This window comes from Clostridium swellfunianum, assembly GCF_023656515.1.
GTDB lineage: Bacteria > Bacillota > Clostridia > Clostridiales > Clostridiaceae > Clostridium_AT > Clostridium_AT swellfunianum.
Genome location: NZ_JAMOFV010000006.1, coordinates 4,623,353 through 4,645,149 on the forward strand (window position 1 = coordinate 4,623,353; position 21,797 = coordinate 4,645,149).

General features: G+C 33.2%; 19 protein-coding genes and 2 pseudogenes. 3 read left to right on the top strand and 18 right to left on the bottom strand.

Going from position 1 to position 21,797, the window contains the following annotated elements; all coding sequences use genetic code 11:
* Window positions 1-223: 223 nt before the first annotated feature.
* The 5 genes from NBE98_RS21780 to bilR form a co-directional block, all read right to left on the bottom strand.
* Window positions 224-958: a MerR family transcriptional regulator gene (locus tag NBE98_RS21780; RefSeq protein WP_250817205.1), complete on the bottom strand. Its 735-nt coding sequence runs from the start codon at window positions 956-958 to the stop codon at window positions 224-226.
* 22 nt (window positions 959-980) lie between these two features.
* Complete coding sequence (locus tag NBE98_RS21785) at window positions 981-1,844, bottom strand: Hsp33 family molecular chaperone HslO (RefSeq protein WP_250817206.1); 864 nt, start codon at window positions 1,842-1,844, stop codon at window positions 981-983.
* Between the two features lie 362 nt (window positions 1,845-2,206).
* Window positions 2,207-3,115: a macrolide 2'-phosphotransferase gene (locus tag NBE98_RS21790; protein WP_250817207.1), complete on the bottom strand. Its 909-nt coding sequence runs from the start codon at window positions 3,113-3,115 to the stop codon at window positions 2,207-2,209.
* Window positions 3,116-3,140: 25 nt separating this feature from the next.
* Complete coding sequence (locus tag NBE98_RS21795) at window positions 3,141-3,737, bottom strand: TetR/AcrR family transcriptional regulator (protein ID WP_250817208.1); 597 nt, start codon at window positions 3,735-3,737, stop codon at window positions 3,141-3,143.
* A 191-nt stretch (window positions 3,738-3,928) separates the two neighbouring features.
* Window positions 3,929-5,854, bottom strand: coding sequence for a bilirubin reductase, long form (gene bilR, locus NBE98_RS21800; RefSeq protein ID WP_250817210.1), 1,926 nt, complete (start codon window positions 5,852-5,854; stop codon window positions 3,929-3,931).
* 169 nt (window positions 5,855-6,023) lie between these two features.
* On the opposite strand from bilR, the gene NBE98_RS21805 reads away from it, so the two are divergent.
* Entirely contained in the window at window positions 6,024-6,497 is a 474-nt protein-coding gene (locus tag NBE98_RS21805; RefSeq protein ID WP_250817212.1) for a MarR family winged helix-turn-helix transcriptional regulator, read from the top strand.
* 53 nt (window positions 6,498-6,550) lie between these two features.
* On the opposite strand, the gene NBE98_RS21810 is transcribed toward NBE98_RS21805, so the two are convergent.
* From NBE98_RS21810 to NBE98_RS21850, 9 genes and pseudogenes are all read right to left on the bottom strand, one after another.
* Window positions 6,551-7,084 carry a pyridoxamine 5'-phosphate oxidase family protein gene (locus NBE98_RS21810; protein ID WP_250817214.1) on the bottom strand — a complete coding sequence of 178 codons (534 nt, stop codon included), beginning with the start codon at window positions 7,082-7,084 and terminating at the stop codon, window positions 6,551-6,553.
* Between the two features lie 184 nt (window positions 7,085-7,268).
* On the bottom strand, window positions 7,269-9,203 hold the full coding sequence (locus NBE98_RS21815) for an oxidoreductase (RefSeq protein ID WP_250817216.1): 1,935 nt from the start codon (window positions 9,201-9,203) through the stop codon (window positions 7,269-7,271).
* A gap of 110 nt (window positions 9,204-9,313) precedes the next feature.
* Complete coding sequence (locus NBE98_RS21820) at window positions 9,314-10,519, bottom strand: AraC family transcriptional regulator (protein ID WP_250817218.1); 1,206 nt, start codon at window positions 10,517-10,519, stop codon at window positions 9,314-9,316.
* 45 nt (window positions 10,520-10,564) lie between these two features.
* Window positions 10,565-11,668, bottom strand: coding sequence for a DHHW family protein (locus tag NBE98_RS21825; protein WP_250817220.1), 1,104 nt, complete (start codon window positions 11,666-11,668; stop codon window positions 10,565-10,567).
* 18 nt (window positions 11,669-11,686) lie between these two features.
* Window positions 11,687-12,982, bottom strand: a complete 1,296-nt coding sequence (locus NBE98_RS21830) for an MBOAT family O-acyltransferase (RefSeq protein WP_349305968.1) — start codon at window positions 12,980-12,982, stop codon at window positions 11,687-11,689.
* A 110-nt stretch (window positions 12,983-13,092) separates the two neighbouring features.
* Window positions 13,093-13,620, bottom strand: a complete 528-nt coding sequence (locus NBE98_RS21835; RefSeq protein ID WP_250817225.1) for a hypothetical protein — start codon at window positions 13,618-13,620, stop codon at window positions 13,093-13,095.
* A 259-nt stretch (window positions 13,621-13,879) separates the two neighbouring features.
* Entirely contained in the window at window positions 13,880-14,902 is a 1,023-nt protein-coding gene (gene splB, locus NBE98_RS21840) for a spore photoproduct lyase (protein ID WP_250817227.1), read from the bottom strand.
* A gap of 97 nt (window positions 14,903-14,999) precedes the next feature.
* Window positions 15,000-15,269 (bottom strand): annotated as a pseudogene (locus NBE98_RS21845) (FAD-dependent oxidoreductase); the annotation flags it as partial.
* A gap of 327 nt (window positions 15,270-15,596) precedes the next feature.
* Window positions 15,597-15,977 carry a DUF134 domain-containing protein gene (locus NBE98_RS21850; protein WP_250817228.1) on the bottom strand — a complete coding sequence of 127 codons (381 nt, stop codon included), beginning with the start codon at window positions 15,975-15,977 and terminating at the stop codon, window positions 15,597-15,599.
* A gap of 132 nt (window positions 15,978-16,109) precedes the next feature.
* Here NBE98_RS21850 and NBE98_RS21855 point away from each other — a divergent pair, with 132 nt between their 5' ends.
* On the top strand, window positions 16,110-16,463 hold the full coding sequence (locus NBE98_RS21855) for a NifB/NifX family molybdenum-iron cluster-binding protein (protein WP_250817230.1): 354 nt from the start codon (window positions 16,110-16,112) through the stop codon (window positions 16,461-16,463).
* Between the two features lie 294 nt (window positions 16,464-16,757).
* On the opposite strand, the gene NBE98_RS21860 is transcribed toward NBE98_RS21855, so the two are convergent.
* Window positions 16,758-17,537 (bottom strand): MerR family transcriptional regulator, encoded by a 780-nt coding sequence (locus NBE98_RS21860; RefSeq protein WP_250817232.1) that lies wholly within the window; start codon window positions 17,535-17,537, stop codon window positions 16,758-16,760.
* 301 nt (window positions 17,538-17,838) lie between these two features.
* Window positions 17,839-18,300: pseudogene (locus tag NBE98_RS21865) on the bottom strand (flavodoxin); the annotation flags it as partial.
* Between the two features lie 237 nt (window positions 18,301-18,537).
* Here NBE98_RS21865 and NBE98_RS21870 point away from each other — a divergent pair.
* A complete protein-coding gene (locus tag NBE98_RS21870; RefSeq protein WP_250817234.1) occupies window positions 18,538-19,305 on the top strand; it encodes a MerR family transcriptional regulator in 768 nt (255 codons plus the stop codon).
* 40 nt (window positions 19,306-19,345) lie between these two features.
* Here the strand turns inward: NBE98_RS21870 and rlmD are convergent, their stop codons facing one another.
* Window positions 19,346-20,713 carry a 23S rRNA (uracil(1939)-C(5))-methyltransferase RlmD gene (gene rlmD / locus NBE98_RS21875; protein WP_349305969.1) on the bottom strand — a complete coding sequence of 456 codons (1,368 nt, stop codon included), beginning with the start codon at window positions 20,711-20,713 and terminating at the stop codon, window positions 19,346-19,348.
* Window positions 20,714-21,420: 707 nt separating this feature from the next.
* Complete coding sequence (locus NBE98_RS21880; protein WP_250817236.1) at window positions 21,421-21,783, bottom strand: DUF1540 domain-containing protein; 363 nt, start codon at window positions 21,781-21,783, stop codon at window positions 21,421-21,423.
* Window positions 21,784-21,797: the final 14 nt, after the last annotated feature.

Here is a 21,797-nt window from a genome sequence, read left to right on the forward strand (position 1 = left end):
CCCTTTCTTTTTTAGGTATATATGAAGTAATGTTCTATTAAGATATTTCTGTTCCTATGATACACACAAAAGGCTCAGCTTATAAGCCTGTTATTTGAAAATTTTATATGATATAATAATAGTGGGGATGAGTAGTTGAATTTATTCATACCTTAGCGCAAATATTCTTAGTTATGAGTAAAAATTAAATTCTCTATAAGAAAGAGGGCGTCAAATTCCAGCGCTATTTAATGTGGGACAATATATCCTTGATATATTTATAAAGTTCTCCACTCATGCCGCTTCCTTTTGCTGCATGAGGGTTATCTGTGTAGTAGCGTTCAGCAGAGTGCATAATCCCTGAATCTCCTCCTGTAAAAAAATCCATTTCCTCCTTCCATCTCTTTACCAACTCAATGACTCTTGGGTTGTATACTGATGTACCCTTTTCCATTTCAGATTGAAGTAAATAATTTATTTCATTCCAATTGTAAGCAAACTTATCTGAATCAATGTTATTAAGCTTACCATATTGCTTTTTCATTATATTTATTTGCTCTTGAGTAAAATAATCCTTTTGATTCTTAATCAATTGTATTGAACTAATAAACTGTTCTAAATTTGGTTTTTTCAGCGAATTGAAAACTTCCCATAGTTCCTGCAGTTGCAGCATTAATTCTTCTTTCAGCTTAATTTCCTGGTTTAACCGTTCAATCTGCATCTCAATAATTTCCTTTGGATTATATTCAGGATTCTCAAAAAATTCTTTAATTTCATCTAAAGAAAAATCTAATTCCTTCAGTGACATAATTTGCTGGAGTTTCACTATATCATCTTCTGCATATAAACGATGACCTGAGTCTGTTCGAAACGTGGGACTTAGAAGACCAATTTCATCGTAATGATGAAGAGTTCTTATTGTAAGCCCTGCGAGCTTAGATAGCTCACCTACCTTCCAGGTTCTATTCTGCACTATCATCACATCCTTCTAAAAGTTTTATCTATCTTACAAGATTTTCTATCTCCTGAGGACTAAAAGAGTATTTCTCTCCACAAACATTACATACAATCTCCATTGACTTTTCACTTTTATATGCATGAGCCAACTCTTCCTTATTTAGAGAATATAGCATAGGATAAAAAGCTTCTTTAGAACACCCGCAAAGGAATTGAACTGGATAGTGTTCAACTATTTCAATATCTTTAAATAATAGGTAAGGGATTTCTTTGAAATTCTCCTTCCTTCCCAAATTTAATAAAATCGACTGGTTTTCAGAAAAAATTTTCTGAATATCATCAATAAGACTACTATGACCGCCAGGGAGCAGTTGAGCCATTATACCTCTACATAAAGCAATTTCATTATTTTCATTATAAATCATATTTACTGAGAAAAAAGAATCAGTCTGCTCACTTTGTTTAAAAAAATATGAAAAATCATCAACAATATTTCCATAGGGCATATCTGTTATTCCTGTAAAAATACTGTGCATTCCTAAATCTTTTAATACTTGAATTGAGCCTTTGTCCCCTATTAATTCTTCAACGGACAAAATATTTGTATTGCCTAAAGGTGCATTTAATAATGCGTCATTAATGTAACCACGGATATTCCCACTAGAATCCACATCCGCAAAAATTTTATAATTTCGATTGCTTGCATTAATCTTTATACTAACCCTCTGATTCCCTTTTAAGGTTCCGGATATTAAAGTTGCAGCTGATACAGTTTTGCCCAGTGCAGTTTTTAAAGTCTTACTTATATTTTTACGATTACAGATTTCTTTTATCATATCTGTATTTTCCATAAAAAAAATACGCACTTGCTTATTATAGGCTAATGTTTTTAAAATATAGTTTTTCATTCTAGTTTAAATTCCTTTCTAAATTTTTAGTTTACTCTCAGTTTTTACTTGGATAATCTCGCAAGCTGCTTCATCACATCTTACGTAAGGCTATACTAGATATTAAATAAATCATACAACCTAACGTAAGGTGAGGTTCAAGAGTTATTTTTCATTTACCAAAAATATACGTTTATAAGACTTTACCAATTTTGTGTAGTAATCTAACCTGACGGCAGCTTATGGAAAATTATCTGCAATTTTGATGAATTCAAAACTCAGCTTAAAAGTATCTTTAGTTCTACTATGAGATACGCCCCAATAAAAAAATTCCCTCAAACTAATAAGTCTGAGGGAACATACCGGTGCTAATATCACACCGCTTACGAATCTTTTACTTCTAACGCTTTCTTCGCCATCTGAACATATTCCGGAGCACCAGATATCATTGCAAACTCAGCAATTGATACTGGATACGCTGCAACCAGTTCAATAATATGCTCTTTCATCTTAGTCCAGCAATATCCACCCGCTTCTTTATAAGCAAGAATCAAGGCTTCTAGTGCTTCTTCTCCGAATGCTCTATAATGAAAAACAAAGTCATTTGATATATCTGTAACCTTAGCTTCAGTCCAGTCAATTAATCCAGTCACAGTAGCCTCTTTATCAATCATAGTATGTCCTGCATGAACATCTCCATGGATTAGCCCTGTTTTCTTAGGCCACATTTCATCATCATTAATCCATGCCTGCCACCTGTTCCATAGCTTCTCACCCACATCAAACTTTGCTTTTACATCATCCATACGCTGCTTCATTGATACTCTTGCCTGTTCCGGTGTTTGCACTGATAAACCGAATTCACTAGCTTTATCACTAGGTATTCTATGTAGCTCTGCTAACACTCTACCAAGAGACTTGTGAAATGATTCTGGAACATTGTTGATATCTATCTCCCAAACATAGTTTCCTATATTATGATCTATAGTTCCTGCTGGTACACCATCTAACTTTTTGTATGCTATTAACTCATCTGTGTAAATGACCCAGTTTGGTGCTTGAAAGTTATTACTATATCGATTCACCAAATCTAAAGCCTGCTTTTCAACTTTTGTCCTTGGCATTACATCATCACGTCTAGGAACGCGAAGAACCCATTCATTGCCTTGCTGATCAGTAGCAAATATTGCTAAAAAGTCAAGCCCTGATTCATTAAATACTAAAGTATCTTCCTTTAGAACTAATCCATGTTTTATTGCAATTTCAATAACTTCTCTATTTGTTTTACTCATTCTTATCACATCCTAAACATTTTTATTATTTTGTAAGTTCATTTGCCACTGCATTAAAAAGAATTTCTTGAACTTTAGGATAAATTTTTTCACCAACGTCCTTTTTATGAATAATCATTGCCAAAGCAGATCGAATAACACCTGCAATAACCTCAATATCCTCATCTATTAATTTTTTTAACTCCTTATTCTTCTTTATGAAATCCATTTGTGGCACAATACTCCTTAATGTCCTGGTTGCTGAATATTGTGGATTTATCTTTCTAGTTACCATATTATACTCATCTAAATTAGTTATTAGTCTTTGTGTTAGTATATTAGATTCCAGAGCGGAGGACATTTCGTACAGATAAACCTTTATTGCTTCACGTACATTCTTCTCTTTTTCTACTTTTGGCCAAACTAACCTTTCAATTTCTTCACCTTCAAAAACTAATAACTCAAGATAAAGCATTTCCTTAGATTCAAAAAAAACATAAAAGCTGCTTTTTGCTATAGATACTGAAGAGGTTATATCTTCAATAGATGTATTTTTTAGTCCCTTTGTAATAAAAAACTTATGCGCAACTAGCATCATTTCAGATTTTATTCTTTCCTTCTCTATTTCTGTGAATTTTGGCATTATACTTTTCACCTCTAAATAAGAATAAACACAAATCATAAAAACAATTTGTTTATTTGTTTTTATTATATTTAAATATAGTACTCCAGTCAAGCATATACATTACTATAAAATTTTCATTACTCAAAAAAGCAAGATATTATCTCTCTAAGTAATATCTTGCTTATATATAACAGTAATTAATAAGAGAATTATAATGTTACTCCTAAATTAAATCCATCTCTTATTGCCTCACCTATTAATCTTGCATTATCCATTTTACAATCCCCTATTAAATGATGACTTATGCCAGCTTCATTAAGCTTAATTGATAATGTCTTTTCTGGTTTTGCTCCAATTGCAACAACTACCATATTACATGGTAGTTCTTTTACTTCCTCTCCATGTTCAACCTTTATATAATCCTTTTCTATTGATAAAAGCTTATGACTTTTAAATATTTCTATATTATGGTCTCTAAGGTTTTTCATCATAGCATTTATATTAGATACATTTTCGCCATTTAATATTTTATCGCTTAATTCAACTATAAAAGCTTCTTTATTTCTTTCTCCAATATATTCAGCTGTTTCAATACCCACAAAGCCAGCTCCTATAATTGCAATTCTATCATTTAATTCTTCTTTACCATTTAAGACATCCCAAGCTGATACGACCTTCATATTTTCAATACCAGTAAATTTAGGCACAAATTTTGTTGCTCCTGTTGCTATTATTATTTCATCACAATTTAATTCTTTTACAATATCTACAGTTGCTTCCACGCCTGTCCTAACTTCAACCTTAAGAAGCTCTAATTTTTTCAAATAGTATTCCATTAATCTTTCCATTTCAGATTTATTTGGTGGAACCATAGCGATATTTAGTTGTCCAAATAGTTTGTCCTCTTTTTCTAATACTATAACCTTATGTCCTCTTTCAGCCGCTACACAAGCTGCCTCAAGTCCGGCCACACCAGCACCAACTACTAATACTTTCTTAATATTTTCTGCTTTAGTTATTAGAACTTCTTTCTCTAATCCATTAATTGGGTTTACTGTGCATTCAATACTTCCATGTGCAAGCAGCCTATCCGCACAGCCCTTATTACACATAATGCAGTATCTTATTTCATCTTCTCTTCCCTCTAAAACCTTTACTGGCCAATTAGGATCTGCAACTAATTGTCTTCCTAATGCTACAATATCAGCCTTATTTGTATCTAATATCGCTCTAACCATTGATGGTTTTAATATCCTTCCTACACAACTTACAGGAACTGTAGCAACTGATTTTATTTCTTCTGATAAATCCAAGAAACATCCATAGGGCTCCATGCCCATTGAAGGTATAGTGTTTATTAGTTCTCCATGATTTGCAAGGGCTACATGGAAGGAGTTAACACCTTTTTCTTCTAGCCACTTTACTAATATTTTTGCTTCATCTAATGTTGGGCCACCGAAGCCCTTTCGTGGATTCATTCTGATAATAGACATCTTATAGTCTATCGGCATATCTGGCAGTGCAGCTCTAAGCTTATCCATCACCTCTAAAACAAATCTTGCTCTATTTTCAAATGAACCTCCATATTCATCAGTTCTTTTATTTAAAATAGGCGAGCAGAACATACCAATTAGCCTATCTCCATGTAATTGAAGAATATCATATCCTGCTTTTTTAGCTCTTATTGCTACATCTACAATTAAATTCTGGATTTTTTCAATACCTGCCTTATCTACTTCATTTACATACTCATTGAATAATTTATGATGAAGCTTCAATGCTGCAGGCATACCATTAGCTTTCATTTCATTAGTTATTATATCTGGATCCACTTCTGGATAATATATTTGTGCTGCTATTTTACTTCCTTCTTTGTGTACTGCATCGGTTAAATTTTTATGACCTTCTATTAATCCATCATGATGAAGTGTTGGAGTTTTTGAAAAAGCAGCAACTGCTGAAACGTCTCCTACTACAATTAACCCTGCACCACCTTTTGCTATTTCTCTATAAAATTCTATAGCTTTAGGCGTAATAATTCCTCCTCTTTCCTCAAAAGAAGTAGTTAATGGCGGAAACATAATTCTATTTTTTATCTCCACATTTCCAATTTTAATAGGCATAAAAATATTCATAATGCACTCTCCTACTCGATATTTATTTCATAAATTGAAATATTTATTTTATTATATCATGCCCTTTCATTTACTTCAATTACTGAAATAATTAGGATGCATCTTTTATTACCCTTTTATGGTATAATTTTTTATATCATATTTTAATATCTATTATGGAGGATTAACTATGCTGGTAAATAGATTAATAGAGATGAACTTTGATGAAAATAAAAAATATAAAGATTGGTTTGGTAAGCCTTTTAATATTAATGACCAAATTATATCCTTAAAAAAAGAAGAAAAAATAGTTTTATATTACTTATATAAATATGGTGAAAGTCCTATGGGAGATATTACTTCTTCTTTCGGGTTTGCTCACAGTACAACAAATTATGTAGTAAAAAATTTAGAAGCAAAGGAATTAGTTTCTGTAAATCCATCTCAAAATGATAATAGAGTTAGACTAATAAACTTAACTCCGAAAGGCCATGACTTGCTCATTTTATTAATGGATCATTTAGAAAAGATATCTCTAAAAATTATATCTGACCTATTCCCAATAATATGTAGCAATCTAAAAAATGAACTTACTGACGAAGAGGAAAAGGTTTTAGATAAATTATTAACTAAAATCCACACTTCAATTAAAAATATTGAATAAAAAAAAGCTATCAACGGAATTTTTAAATAAAGTTCCAATTGATAGCTATTTTATTATCCTAAAGCTTTAGTTTCTACAATTTCAAAGAATATAGTACTTTCATTTGATTTTCCTTCTGTCTTTTTCTTCAATTCTTCTATTTTAGCTTTATCCTCAACTATTTTTATAACCAATCTAGCACCCTTATTTCTTTCAAGCTTGTCTGCTGCTGATGCATTATATTGATAGAAAGAAACAACTCCTATTTTATTTCTCTTTAAATTTTCTAGAGTTTGGTTTTGTGATATTCCAGCCATTGCATATTTTTCGTCAATCATACCAAATCCAAATACAGCTAAGTTTGGTGAACCATCTTTATTTGTTGTTGCAAATGTAAATGATCCACTTCTAGCGTTTACTGCATCTACTAGCTTTTGTCCTTTTAAAGAGCTTTGTTCATAGAAATTTTTAGTTGATGCTTTTGATATGCTATCAACAGTGGCCTTTTCAATTTCTATTCCTTTATTTACATCTGCCTTGCTTCCACAACCTACTAAAGAAAGTGTCATAATCGTTACACATAATAAAGTAATTATTCCCTTTTTCATTATAATTCCCCCTAAGTTTTTTTCGTTTACTCTTACAAGAAAAATTATATCAAAAACTGAAATAATTTTCAATGTTTAATTGTTATTTTTTAAACAAATATAAAAAAAGGGTTAAATCTCTTTAACCCTTTGATATCAGCCTATTTCCTCTCAAGCCTAACAACCGTATCCAAGTGGCACGGCCCTAAATTAAAATACCTACTTCAGTACCTTCCTTAACCGCCTCTAAAGCTTGTCTCGCTTCTTTAGCATCACCTATACAATATACTTCGGAATATTTATCTTTTAAACTTTCATAAAGAGTATTTTCAGCTTTTGAGCCACAAGCATAAATAATGTGAGTAAAATTCTGAAGTGTAACTTTCTCGCCTCTAACCTCAACGGTCACATTATTTTTTTCTACTGAAAGCAGCTTTGTGGATGGCATCATCTTAATACCTTGTTCATTTAGTCTTTTCATTGTCGGTAAAAGATTATTTGGAATCATTCCAGCACCAATCGTATCAGCCATTTCAATCATTGTTACAAATAATTGGCCACGTTTATTATGCATTAAATGCTCACATACCTCAATTCCAACCATTCCACCACCAACAACAAGAACATTTCCACCTAAAATTGTTATATCATTGTTTAATACCTTTTGAGCGGTTATTGCTGTTTCTACGTTTATGCCTTCAACTGGTGGTAGAATTTCTTTTGCACCTGTTGCAACAACTATGCTATCTGGAGAAAGACTATCAATAATTTCAAGATTAGCTTCACAATTATATTTAATATTAACATTTAAGCGTCTTAATTCATTACTTAAATAAATAACCCATTTGCTAATCTCTTGCTTATGAGGTGGAACACAGGCAAGTTTTAATTGACCGCCTAAGCTATCTGTTTTTTCAAGAAGAGTAACCTTATGCCCTCGTAATGCAAGAATTCTAGAAGTTGCCATTCCGCCAATTCCCGCACCCACTACTACTACACTTTTCTTCGTTTCAGCAGGAACAATTTTTAAGGAACTTTCTCTGCCTAAGAAAGGATTAATAACACAGGATGTAGGTTTTCTCTTAATTTGCTGTCCAACACATCCAATACCACATGTGGCACATGGAGCAATTTCATCATACCTTCCACTTTGAGCCTTATTTACTAACTCAGGATCTGACAACAATGCTCTTCCCAAAACTACACCATCAACTAAATCATTATCAACTACATTCATAACTTGTCTAGCATCAACATTTTTTCCAACTACAATTACTGGAACTGCTGATACCTTCTTTATCTCCATAGCTTCAGGTAAATTAACACCTTCTTTTTCGCCATGGCATGGAATGATTTTATTGCAGTGTTCATACTGAGTTCCACCACTTATTTCAAAAGCATCAACACCATGCTCAATAAGCTTTGGAACAAGGTATTTGATATCCTCCACACTATTTCCTTGCTCATCTCTTTCACTTCCGCTGATACGTAATATTATTGGAAAATCCTTACCACACTTTTCTTTTATAGCGTCAATTACTTCAAATAAAAGTCTCGCTCTGTTATCTAGGCTTCCACCATATTGATCAAGACGCTTATTGCGCATCGGTGATAGGAATGAGCCTAGTAACATATATGCGTGTGCACTATGCAGCTCAATACCATCAAAGCCAGCTAATTTAGCATTATATGAAGCAGTAGCATATTTCTCGATAATTGCTGGAATTTCTTCTAGTTTTAATTCTCTAGTTTTTTGTCCCATAGAATTAATATAACAGCTGCTTGCAACAGGGGTAATTCCATAAAAAGCACTTACGCTTTCTGGGCCTGGGTGGGTAATTTGAGGAATTACCTTTGTACCATACTGATGTATTTTGTCTGTAAAAGCCTTATATTTTTCAATGCTTTCTGGAGTTCTAAAGCAAAGGGTATTTCCAAGATAAGGGACACTAGGGTCAACGCTTAAAGCATCTAGGATTATACAACCAACCCCGCCTTTTGCTCGCTCTACCCAATATTGTTCTAGTATTTCATTTACAGTTCCATCCTGACTTTCATAACCCAAAGACATTGGCGCCATAAAAGTACGATTCTTTAAAGTCATACTTCCAATACTAATTGGAGTAAATAGTTTAGACATATCCTCACCTATACCTTTCTTAAAACTAAAATCGCCTCTTTTTCGCTATCTTTGTTATAATATTAACGTATTCAAGGATATAAAACTATGCAAAATTTAAAGTTTTATTATCAAATACTCGTATTGGTGAGTTTTCTATATTCAGTTGGGCTCTGGTTCATATGCTTAGTAAACGCTCTTTGAAATGTAGAAATGCTATCAAATCTACAAAGGTTTGATATTTCTGTTACACTCTTATTCGTTGAGGATAAAAATGAACATGCATATGCAATTCTAGTTTGCTCTAGTAGTTCTTGGAAGCTTACTTTAAAGACATTTTCAAATATTAACTTAGCAGTATATTCTTTTATAAAGAATTCATTAGCCAAAGATTTTAAACTAATTTCATTCATAAAGTTAATATGAATATATTGTAAAAACATAAGTGCACTACCACCGTACCCATTTAACATATACTCTTCTTCAAAGACACATTTTTCTTGATATTCCTTGGGTGTCATATGAACATATTGGTTAAATACTCTATAAAATGAATTCTTAGAGGAAAAGTTTAAAATATCACTTATATAATCCATTGATAACTCTGGAAAATGAAGCAGCGCGCAGGCATTTATTATTTTCCCAAATTTGTTTAGTTGAAAATATGTTAACCCACAAGCATTTTTAATTCTTTGATTTAAATGAGTCTCTGATAAATTTACCTCTTTTGCAAAATCACTTAGGTTTATATTCTTTTCCGTAGATAGTATAATTTTAGGTATTATATCCCATTCTATTTGCCTTTTATCCTTGTTTTCAGTTACATTTTCAAAGGCAAATCTACAAAAATAAGCATGCAATTGAAGAGTTAAATAAATAACCATGTTCATGCTGCTAAAGCGCTGTTCTTCTATTTCTAATAATAACTCGTCAATAAGCCTGCTAATCCTATTAAAGTTAGAATTATTAAGCTGAACAAATGGAATTGTATCGTAAACAAGAGTTGCATTTGCATTCATTGGGTGCTTTTCGAAGCACATAAACATAAAATTACCGATATAAAAGTTGACTTCTATTATATTAAGAGGTTTTAGAATTTTAGTAAATCTATAAAAATGATGCATATATAAGCACAAGAAGCTACCTTCTTTTAATGGATAATAAGTTCCATTAATCTCAATGATTCCTTCACCACTTTTTACAAATAGTATTATAACCTGTTCGTGAATGCACAAATCAGTTATTGAATCTACTACTTTTTCTCTTACATTTATTTGTTTTTCTTTACTATTCTCATAATAATCAATGCCTGTATACCAATCATTTTGACGTTTCATATTTATCTCCAATTCATTATCATCACCTTATCAGCTTTGGTCATATCATTTCAACATGTAACTATTATTCAAAATTTGAGTATTGTATAGGAATAGAATATCCTCTGCCTCGGAGAAATCAACATAGTCTCCCAGTATATCTGTAGCTATATAACGTAGGTCAACAAGGGTAATTTTAGAATATCCTCCTATCAATAACGGTGCAATACTGCTTCCAAAGGAATCCCTGAATATTATTAACTCCTTATGAGTGTCACAGGATGGATTGATAACAGAAATAACTGGTTTGGGCCCAGAAAGGAACAAGTCATATGAATCTATGTTCTTAAAGTTATCTATCATGTTCACTTTGCTGTATTCCTTGTCAATAGTGTCAAAAACAACTGCATTTTCTATTATATTGTTAGTAAGATACACCATGGTATCTGGTTCCTGCTTAAGGGCTGCCTGACCATAATAGGATCCGTAAAAAGGGGTTAGCCTTTTCTCCTCATATTGAAAATCAGACGCCTGAATATCGTTGCCCATCTCTTTTAGAAGCTTATCGGCTATATCTATTGTTTTATCCTGACTCCAGTGAATATCTGTTTTGTAAAAGTCTTTTATATCCAGAGTACTAAACAAATCAATATAATTCATGCTAGAGACATTTTGCTTCATAATCTCCAGTAATCTTTCGTAGTCCATGGTTAAATAACCGTTTTGTGCTGCAGTAAAGTAATTCTTATCAGGTATTATAGCATAACTTACATTCTTGTTCGCAAGATATTTACTATAAACTTCATTAAGCTTTTGCGCTGCATTCAATATGGCTTTTTCATTCAGCGGATATTCTATCTTGTAGATGCTCCCATCCACCATATATAAACCGTTATTATCCTTTTGCTTAAACAGGTAACGGCTTGTCAGGGCTTTTATACTCCTGAAGGAGTCGCGAAAAGCAAACTGGTCAAGGAAATACTTATCGTATTCTTCAAACAAATCTCCACTTATGAGCTTCTTAAAAGAATAAGTTGGAACCGCTGCCAGCCTGCGCCGCTCACTATATGAGAATTCAGCATCCTGCATTATAATATTGGTAAGCATAAAACCACAGGTTATAATTATAAAGCATATGGTCACCGCTATATTTTTAAAGTTACTTTTCATTCCAGACCTCCCTGACGTTTAAAAACGGAAATATAAAAATGGATTAAAGGAACCATCTACTAGATAGCCTGTTATTAACAGCATAAGCAATATATGAGCTACAGGCACCATAATGTTCAATGCTTGCCTTCCCTTTCTATATGCTGCTAGCTTTTGTTTTATTTTTACAGCTGCAGGCGTTGCACCAATACATGCAATTATTAATACAAAACCATAGCTTTTTAAATAATAAAAGCTCTCAGCCCCCCAGAGAGGTACATCAAGCATTCCAAACATACCTTCCAAATTTTTCACTGCCTCACCCATACTGTTTGCATTGAACAGTACAAAACTAACTGTGATAAAAAACAACATATATATATGACCTGCTACAGGAGGCAACCTTTTCAGCAGCCTTTTCAGAAAATATTTTTCAACAATCAATAATAAGGCAAAATATAATCCCCATACAATGAAGTTCCACTGTGCACCATGCCAGAAGCCTGTAAGAAACCATACAACAGCTATGTTGCAGACCCACCTTACCCTGCTTACACGGTTGCCGCCCATTGGGATATATACATAATCCCTAAACCATGTCCCCAGGGATATGTGCCATCTTTTCCAAAACTCTGTTATGCTTTTAGAAATATAGGGGTAGTTGAAGTTCTCAAGAAAATGAAACCCAAAAATCCTCCCCAATCCTATTGCCATATCACTGTAGCCTGAAAAGTCAAAGTAAATCTGGAGCGTAAAGGCCATCGCTGCAATCCAATAGAACAATACAGTTTTCTCATTTGTATTGGAAAATATTTTTCCTAATTCTCCTAAGGTATTTGCTAAAAGCACCTTTTTGGACAATCCAATAATGAAGCGGTTTATACCATAGGAAAAATTCTCAATTGAATGGGTACGCTGTTTAAGCTCGGCTTCGACTGTTGTGTACCGTACTATAGGCCCCGCTATTAGCTGAGGAAAAAGTGCTACATAGGTGGCAAAGCTAAAAATATTTTTCTGGACCTTTGCTTTCCCCCAGTATACATCAACTGTATATGATAAAATCTGAAATGTGTAAAAGCTAATACCAATTGGCAGTGCCAAATTTACAAGCGTCACCCCTGACTTAAATATTTCATTAACATTTTTAATAAAAAAATCAATGTATTTAAAATATATCAGCAGTCCAATGTGGATAATAACTGAGGAGATAAGAGGGATTTTAGCATACTTCCCACCTCTTGCCCTGAATATCCATAATCCATGAACATATCCTGAAATTATGGATATCATCATTAGAATGGAGTAAATAGGTTCTCCATAGAAATAAAAAAACAAACTGGCCAGCAGCAGAACATGGTTTCTAAATTTTTGGGGGGCTATAAAATATAGCCCCATAACTATCGGTAAAAAATAATATAAGAAGGTAATACTTGAAAACAGCATAATTATTTCTTTAATGCAAGGAATGCATCATGCAGCGGCTTTGCATAGTCATCGCTCATAACAAGGAATATGACATTACCAATGCTATCTACTATTACATTTTTAGGATCAACACCTACACATATCCACTTCCTAGGGTTCACGTTTTCTTTGATATCTTTCTTTATTTTTTCAATATCTGCGCCTTCCTTAACCTTGACCAAGCACAATGAATAGGCACTGGTCCTCATCATGGACTCAGAAACTATGGCAGTCTCAAACTCAATACCTGCTTTTCCAAGGTAATATTCGGTTTTCTCCGCTGTTATCTGGTCTGTTTTCAGCTTTGGTTTTACATATTGGTTGAAATCATTATCTACTTTGGCAGTATCATATATCTTTTTCAAAATCTCCTCAAGGCTACCTTCTAGGTTGCTCTTCTTATTGCTAGCCTGATTGCTGTTCTGGTTACTGCTGCTAGTTGCTGCCTTGCAGGCTGTGAAACTGAAGGCCATCATCAGCGCCATAAGTAATGTCAGTAGTTTTTTCATAATAATTCTCTCCTTTTATAAATTAATTCTTAGTTCTTTATTGGACAATCAATATGTTATACGTAAAACTTTTAAGATAGTTCGAGAATACTTGAAAACCTTTCCTTAATCCTGCGCAAAAGTAAGACCCCATAAATAAAAGTTCCCCCAAACTAATCAGTCTGAGGGAATAATAACACACTTGAATATTTACTTTTATACTTTGTTCTTTTAAATATTATAGTATTTATTGTTGCTTATTTATTACATTTAGTAATACTCATATAATATATTTAACCTTTTTATTATCAAATAGTTCTTCTATGTTTTTTGTGAAGAACTCTTTTATTTCACTTATAACTTCACTTTGATATACATACTTTCCATATCCAAATTGTCCATATTTGAATTTACGCTCTTCATCATTCATAGGTAATTCACTTTCAGGGAATACCTTAAGTATTCTATTTTTAGCTATTGTTGTATACCTGTGAGATATTACTTCAAAGGTTACTGGGAATTCTAAATTATTTGGCAGCTTACTACTTAACTTTAGCAACAAATCCTGATAGTCTTCTTTCCAGCTTGGATAAATAAATATTGGTGCAATTAAAAAACCAACAGGATACCCTGACTGAGCTGCCTTTATAGCTGCTTCTATTCTTTTGTCACTGGAAGCGGTAATATGTTCATATTTATTTATCACATAAGAAGTATTAATACTAAATCTTATTTCTGTATGACCATTGTGTTCTAAGTTAAGCAAGGATTCTATGTCATTATATTTTGTTACAAATCTAAATCTAGCATTAGGATTTTTCGCAAAAAAATCTATAGCTTTCTGCAATGAATGTGTATAAGGTTCTAAAGGTATAGGGTCAGATGTAGCCGACCCTTCAAATATAGTTATATCAGGCAATCTTTCATTAATATATTTCTCAGCTTGATTAAGAATATCCTCTATATTAGCATATACCTTTACAAAAGGCTTATCTCCTAACTGAGTATTTAAATAACAGTATTCACATTGTCCCATACACCCTGATACTAAGGGAAGCTGATAGTGGGCGGAGGGTTTGCAGGATTGAAATTTTAGGGCTTTTTTAGTTCCAACTACTAAAGTCCTTTTGCCTTCTCTATATTGAGCGAATAAATCATTACCTGGAATATGTTGTTTTAGTTTATTAGAGGTCAATTTTATTATCTCAATATTAGCATTATCTTTAAACTTGGAAAAAATATTCTTGCCCATTTCATATTCCAAGGAATCTTTTTCAAATATAATTCTTTTAGGTATAAACATAGTTCCTACTAAACAAATCACTTTATATAGTGACTTATTATCCCCTTTCTATAGTTTCATTTGTACTATATAAAAGCTAATATTATTAATAGTAAGTTTAATTATCAAATCTATCTACTTTAAATAGGTTTAAATCCTTATGTACTTCTTCTGAATATAATTTACTTAACATCATTCCACCTAGCATAGCAAACAATATTCCATTTGCCCCATAACCTAAGCAATACCACAATTTAGAATTATCCGGTTCTTTTCCTATAAAGCCTAAATTATCTTGGGTAGATGCAAAAGCTCCACAATATCTATATTCTATCTCTATATTTAAGTTTGGAAATAAACTTTTTAGCCTTTGCTCTAATCTTTCGTATACATATTGTTTCCTAAACCTTGTAGCTATATCCTAGAAACACTGAATTCACTATATTAAAAATACAAAAATATAGTTAACTAGCAAGAAATTATAAAAAGCGAAGGAGCATTAATTTACACCTTCGCTTCATTTCGTTATCTTGGCCCTGTTAAAAGCACTGCTTCTAAAGCTGGAGACTTGCCATCAAGGCCAACCGTATAAATTGTATAGTACATGTTGTTATACAGTCTAACATTTGGAACAGTCAAAGCTGTATTATCGGTACCAGCAATATTTACTCTGAACTCTACCTATTGGTTTAAAAATAATGTCTTCTTGCAAAATCTATTCCTCCTTTGAAGCGCTTCTGTTATTTATAATACAACATTTTCTTTTATGGCAGCTATTACAACCACATAATGGTTCACTATCATCGCAAAGCTTATAGTCTCCCCCTTCAATTTTTAATAAGTGCCCATTTACTAATGATTTTGCTATCTTGAAACGAGCATCATTATATATCCGCTGCACGGTTGTACGCGCAACATTCATTTTTTCTGCACACTCTTCTTGCAGCATTCCTTCTAAATCCATTAACCTAATCGTTTCATATTCATCTACTGTCATAACAATAATTTCTTCATCTATGTTTTTCATGTCTACTGGTCCAAATAAATTATTTTTTGGTAGACAACATACTTTTCTGCATTTTCTAGGTCTTGGCATTTTCTCTCCCCCTTTGCGAGTAATTATTGACATATGTTTTTTATAAGTTTATTATAATATATAAAGGGCATATGTCAATAACATGCTTATTTAAAGGCTCCTTTAAATAAATTGTATTGGAGGAATAATTATATGAAAATTGCATTACCATCACGTCAAAATCAAATTGATAACCATTTTGGACACTGTGAATATTATACAATTTTTACAGTTGACAATAATACAAAAGAAATAATTTCTTCTGAAACTCTTCCATCACCATCAGGCTGTGGATGCAAATCAAATATTGCACAAATTCTTTCAGAAATGGATGTTAAATTAATGCTTGCAGGTAATATGGGAGAAGGTGCAGTTAAAGTGCTTAACAATTCAGGAATTGATGTGCTTCGTGGTTGTTCAGGTGATGTAAAAACTGTAGTACTTAAATGGCTTGAAGGCTCACTTGTGGACTCTGGTGATAGTTGCCATGAACATGAATGCCATTAGCCATGCTCGTTTGTGGAAACATGTCAATCGGCTTTTTTGCTGCTTTTTCACAAATCGAGGTTTATGGAAATATGTCGATAGTTTTCAGCTATCAATTGATAACCACAGGATGAAATCTCCACCATTTCCACCTGTCATTATACCAATTCGATACAATATTTAACTTTACATATTCAAGTTACTAGGTCATACCATGTTGCAACATTTTAAATTTAGCAAGACAAAATGCTCTCAGACTAAATCTGAGAGCATTTTCTTGTTTTAAAATTAGCTATAAATAGTTTTAATGTGAGGTTATTTCATTTCTTCTTCAATGATTTTGATTCTTTCTTCAAAGCTTAAATTTTTGTAGATTTTATGCAGCATCCACATATAACCAAATGGATCTATAAAGATAGAATTACTAACAGCATCGTCCATCATTTTCGTAATTCCCTGAACTTCTGTACAACCATTTTCCAAAGCAGTTTTATGTGTTTTTTCGATATCTTCTACAGCTATATTAAACCAAACTGTATTTGGATGTTCTTTATCCGGCGCTTTTAGTCCATATTCCAGATTTTCATCCAGTATATGAAATCTTGTCCCATACAAAGTAAAGACTGCTTCATTAGTACCTTCTGGATAATCAGTTGCCTCTACTACCTCAATCTCAAAAATTTCTTTATACAACTCCAAGGCTTTCAAACTATTCTTTACAACAAAATCAATTTCTGCACCTTTAATCACTTGATTTTCCTCCTTTATTAATTTCAATTGCTCTTCTATTTTTCTGATTTTCTGCTGTTGAATGTCAATCTCCTGATTTAATTGTTCCATTTTTTTCTTTAAAGTAGCTTCCAAAAAATCATTATCATTGATTCGTTTCAAAGCATCGTTGATTTCATCTACCTTAAAACCCGAATCTCGCAGCAATAAAATTTGATTCAAATGAGAGATTTGATTGGGACTGTACAAACGATAGCCAGTCATCTCATCAACATGAGAAGGACAAAAAATCCCACATTCATCATAATATCGCAACATTCGTGTTGAAACTTTCACCAGTTTGGAAAATTGGCCAATTTTATACATTTTACCTCCTATTAGCATTATAGTTCGAGCTATGACTTTATCATAAACCTTCTCACTGTGTTAAAGTCAATAGAAAATACATGTTTATTTATTTTTACAATAAAGAAATTGTCAAATGTACACTACTATAAAACATACTGAACCGAACCAATTCCTCTAAAGCTTACTGCTATTATCCTTAACTCAATTTCAAATGTTATTCAAGATTTGATGATTCTTTCAGCCGGTCAAATACTTTCTGTGCTTCTTTATGCGTAGGTACCATTGCAGCAAGCCTGACTATATTCCCCTTTACTGCTCCCCCAATTTCCTCAAGCCACTTTGCAACCTCTTCCGAAGCAATAGTACCATTTACAGCAATACCTGGTAGAACTATGGATTTTGAACACTCTTTAGTTATATCATTTTCAATTTGGCCAAATCCGCCGCCCCCATGAGTACAAAATGGAATTACTGTTTTTCCTGTGAAGTCATGTGCTCTAAGGAAACTCAAAACTGGTGGAGCTAATGTTTTAAACCAGTTTGGTGAACCTATAAATATTGTTTGATAATCATCGATAGACTCATTACCAGATTTTAACGTGGGGCAAAAGCCTCGGGAAATTTGATTTCTTACTTCTTTACAGGCTGTATTATAGTCAAAAGAATAATCCTTATCAGGAATTAATTCTCTTAAGGACCCATCAGTCTGTATTGCTATTTCTAATGCTAAATTTTCTGTATTTCCAAAAAGCGAATAAAAAACAATCAGTGTATTGTTCATATGTGCTATTTCCTTTCGTAAAATTTCCATTCATCGTTTTGTTTAAAATGATTCATACTATATTACTTTATTATTACGGGTATATAGTACACTATGACCTTACGTCGTAGTCAAGTATAAATTTTGTCCATCTTAGTAAAGAATCTTATGGCATGAGTTTATAGAGTATTATATAATACAAAAATGAGGAAACTAGATGGATTTTATTTATTCTTAAAGAATTAGAGGATTATTGAAATGAAAGCACAATTTTTTGCAGTTAAAGATATTGTACGGATAACAGGTGTCACAGCTAGGACATTACACTTCTATGATAAAATAAATTTATTAAAGCCCACCCGTTTAGCGGATAATGATTACCGAGCTTATAGCTTAGAAGATTTGGAAAGACTTCAAACCATTTTATTTTTAAAAGAAATGGATTTATCTTTAAAAGAAATATCAGACATTATGCAGCTATCAAAAGAGGAACAGCTACAAATTTTAAAGCTGCATCATCAAACCTTACTAGCAAAACAGCAGCGCTTAGGTGCAATTATTAGTGCCTTAGAAGATTATGTATCGGGAAAAGAAATATTTAATTTGAATATCTTTAATAACTCGCCAATTTTCCCATTACAAGAACAATATAGCCGTGAAGCCAAAATAGTATATGGTGAAACAGAAAAATACAAAGAATATGAGAAAAACCTAGAAAAGCTATCTAATAAGGAAAAAGAAAATTTATCTTATGAATTTGCAAATAATATGGAAAAAGTATTTAAAAAATTAGCAAACCAAATTCATAACCCGCCTTCTTCTGAGGAGGTTCAGAAATTAATCGCAGAGTGGAAAAGCTACCTGGAACAAAATATGACTTGTGATACAGAAATTTTGAAATGTATTGCTAATACCTATAAGTGTGATAATAGATGGAAAAACTATTTCAACCAATTCAGTGATGAAGATTTGACTGAATTCGTTTATCAAGCAATTATGTATTATTGTAAAACTAGTAGATGGTAATAAAGCATGCTGATTGTGCAGCATGCTTTATTACATTAATTTAATTTTTAATCGTAGCCTTCTCTATCCTTGCCACACACTCAATATGAGCAGTCTGAGGAAAATTATCAACTGGCTGCACTTCTACTGCCCTATAGCCTAACTCCTCTAGTATTCCTAAATCACGAGCCAAGGTGGCTGGATCACAGGAAACATACACAATTCTCTTTGGCGCCATTTTGCTTATAGCTTCAAGCAAGCTTTTTTCACAGCCCTTTCTTGGAGGGTCTACAACCACTACATCTGCCTTTACACCTTTATCTATAAGCTCTGGAATAACTTTTTCAGATTGGCCAACCAAAAACTCAACATTATCCACGTCATTTTGCAGAGCATTTTTCTTTGCATCCTCTATAGCCTGTGGTACAATTTCCACTCCATAAACCTTTTTAGCCTTTTGTGAAAGGAAAAGTGAAATTGTTCCTGTTCCGCAGTAAGCATCAAAAACTGTTTCTTCACCAGTTAAATCAGCATATTCAAGAGCCTTGCTGTATAAAACCTCTGTTTGAGCTGGATTAACCTGAAAAAAGGATAGTGGAGATATATTAAATCTAAACTTTCCAATGTAATCAGTAATTATTGCCTCTCCCCAAAGTACCTTGTTTTTATCTCCTAAAATAACATTTGTCTTTTTAGGGTTTACATTTTGTATTACACTCTTTAACCCCTCTATATTGCTTTGCATTAAGCTAACAAATTCATCTGAGTAAGGCAGCTTTTCATCTCTGGTTACAACAACTACCATAACCTCACTAGTTTTAAAGCCGCGTCTTATCATTATGTGCCTTATATTTCCCTTATCCTCAAGCTCATTATAAGGCTCAAGGTTATGCTTTAGCATCCATTCCTTTGTTAGGCCCACTACCTTGTCTGCTACCTCATCCTGAATATGACAGGTATCCATTCCTATGATATCATGGCTTCTTGGAGCATAAAAACCAATTCTAAGCTCCCCATTAACCTTGCCCACAGGCAGCTGAACTTTATTTCTATATCTATAAGGCTGTTCCATTCCTAGGGTATTATGAACGGCTACATCATTAAGCTTGGCAATTCTAGCTATAACCTCTTTAACCCTTTGAGTTTTAAACCCCAGCTGTCCTTCATAGGACATATGCTGCAGCTGACATCCTCCACAGTTCTTATATATGCTGCAAACAGGCTCAGCTCTATGTTTCGAAGTCTCAATAATATCTAAAAGCTTTCCATAAGCATAATTCTTTGCAACCTTAACTATCTTAACCTTAACCTTCTCGCCTATAAGAGCACCCTGAACAAAAACCGTAAAGTTCTCTATCTTTCCTACACCCTCGCCCTCATAGCCCATACCACTTATATCTATAACATAATCCTTATTCTTCTCAACCACGCAATCACCCTCGTCCTTTGTTTCTTATAGGGTTTTAACTATGAAACCTAACCTGTTGTGCTAGTTCAGTCTCTAATCACCGCGAGAATGTATAAATTGTGTTCCATGAGCTGTTCGCTGCACATGAAGTTCTAAGGCTCGGAGCAGCCATAAAACCAAGTGTTTTCGTAAAACTTGCTTCGCTTCAAACAAACGAACAACACTAAGGTTTTATGCCTACTCCTTCGCCAAGAACTTCTAGTTGTTTGCTCAATGCTCACTTCACACATTTTACACATTCTCGCTGGGTTAGGCATTAACTAGCACAACATGTATAAGTTGATAGTTAAATCTAAAACCTATATATGCTATTAGTATTATACACTAACTTTACTAATAAACAACAATAGATTGCAAGAGCGCAGAAAAAATAAGTTACGCAAAAAACAGTGGAAGTATATAAAAGAGGATATATGAGCTTTTAGTGAGTAGGTAGAAGTTCTTAACGAAGGAGCAGATATAAAATTTTAGTGTTGTTCGTTTGTTTGAAGAAGGAGGTTAAAAGCCTAAATGGCTTTTAACGGGCAACTTGCGAGTGGGAACGAGCGCTCTTTAGTTGCCCAGTGGAAAACACTTAATTTTATGTCTGCTCCGAGTTTAGAACTTCTTACGCAACGGTCAGCTCAGATAGCGTATTTTATATACTTCCACGGTAATATTTGCGTAACTTATCTTTGCACAAAGGTCTCGCATTGAGTTCCTTCACTTTCCTGTGCTCTAGGACCATAGACTTGAACATAATCTGCCTGACAGATTCTGTTGTCGTTGTATCTGCAGTTTGCAGCCTCACACTTTATTACTGGACTCATCTCCACAGAACCCTTAGTAAAAAGCTGTTTTACTTCTCCAACTACATTCATATTTGGAAAATGAGTAACAGCATTTTTCAAGCTTCCTTTTGCATAGGTATCGCACATGGTTTGATCACTTGTATGAGCACCAGAACCTAGTACATGAATTGTATTTGCTGAGCAAAGCCCGCTCAGATTATGTACGCAGTTTAAAGCACTGCAGCTTAATTGTCCATTCATAAATAAAAAACCTC

Excerpts from the sequence above, each read along its gene's own strand:
- NBE98_RS21780 (WP_250817205.1), bottom strand. The coding sequence starts at position 958 with ATGATAGTGCAGAATAGAACCTGGAAGGTAGGTGAGCTATCTAAGCTC.
- NBE98_RS21785 (WP_250817206.1), bottom strand. The coding sequence starts at position 1,844 with ATGAAAAACTATATTTTAAAAACATTAGCCTATAATAAGCAAGTGCGT.
- NBE98_RS21790 (WP_250817207.1), bottom strand. The coding sequence starts at position 3,115 with ATGAGTAAAACAAATAGAGAAGTTATTGAAATTGCAATAAAACATGGA.
- NBE98_RS21795 (WP_250817208.1), bottom strand. The coding sequence starts at position 3,737 with ATGCCAAAATTCACAGAAATAGAGAAGGAAAGAATAAAATCTGAAATG.
- bilR (WP_250817210.1), bottom strand. The coding sequence starts at position 5,854 with ATGAATATTTTTATGCCTATTAAAATTGGAAATGTGGAGATAAAAAAT.
- NBE98_RS21805 (WP_250817212.1), top strand. The coding sequence starts at position 6,024 with ATGCTGGTAAATAGATTAATAGAGATGAACTTTGATGAAAATAAAAAA.
- NBE98_RS21810 (WP_250817214.1), bottom strand. The coding sequence starts at position 7,084 with ATGAAAAAGGGAATAATTACTTTATTATGTGTAACGATTATGACACTT.
- NBE98_RS21815 (WP_250817216.1), bottom strand. The coding sequence starts at position 9,203 with ATGTCTAAACTATTTACTCCAATTAGTATTGGAAGTATGACTTTAAAG.
- NBE98_RS21820 (WP_250817218.1), bottom strand. The coding sequence starts at position 10,519 with ATGAAACGTCAAAATGATTGGTATACAGGCATTGATTATTATGAGAAT.
- NBE98_RS21825 (WP_250817220.1), bottom strand. The coding sequence starts at position 11,668 with ATGAAAAGTAACTTTAAAAATATAGCGGTGACCATATGCTTTATAATT.
- NBE98_RS21835 (WP_250817225.1), bottom strand. The coding sequence starts at position 13,620 with ATGAAAAAACTACTGACATTACTTATGGCGCTGATGATGGCCTTCAGT.
- splB (WP_250817227.1), bottom strand. The coding sequence starts at position 14,902 with ATGTTTATACCTAAAAGAATTATATTTGAAAAAGATTCCTTGGAATAT.
- NBE98_RS21850 (WP_250817228.1), bottom strand. The coding sequence starts at position 15,977 with ATGCCAAGACCTAGAAAATGCAGAAAAGTATGTTGTCTACCAAAAAAT.
- NBE98_RS21855 (WP_250817230.1), top strand. The coding sequence starts at position 16,110 with ATGAAAATTGCATTACCATCACGTCAAAATCAAATTGATAACCATTTT.
- NBE98_RS21860 (WP_250817232.1), bottom strand. The coding sequence starts at position 17,537 with ATGTATAAAATTGGCCAATTTTCCAAACTGGTGAAAGTTTCAACACGA.
- NBE98_RS21870 (WP_250817234.1), top strand. The coding sequence starts at position 18,538 with ATGAAAGCACAATTTTTTGCAGTTAAAGATATTGTACGGATAACAGGT.
- NBE98_RS21880 (WP_250817236.1), bottom strand. The coding sequence starts at position 21,783 with ATGAATGGACAATTAAGCTGCAGTGCTTTAAACTGCGTACATAATCTG.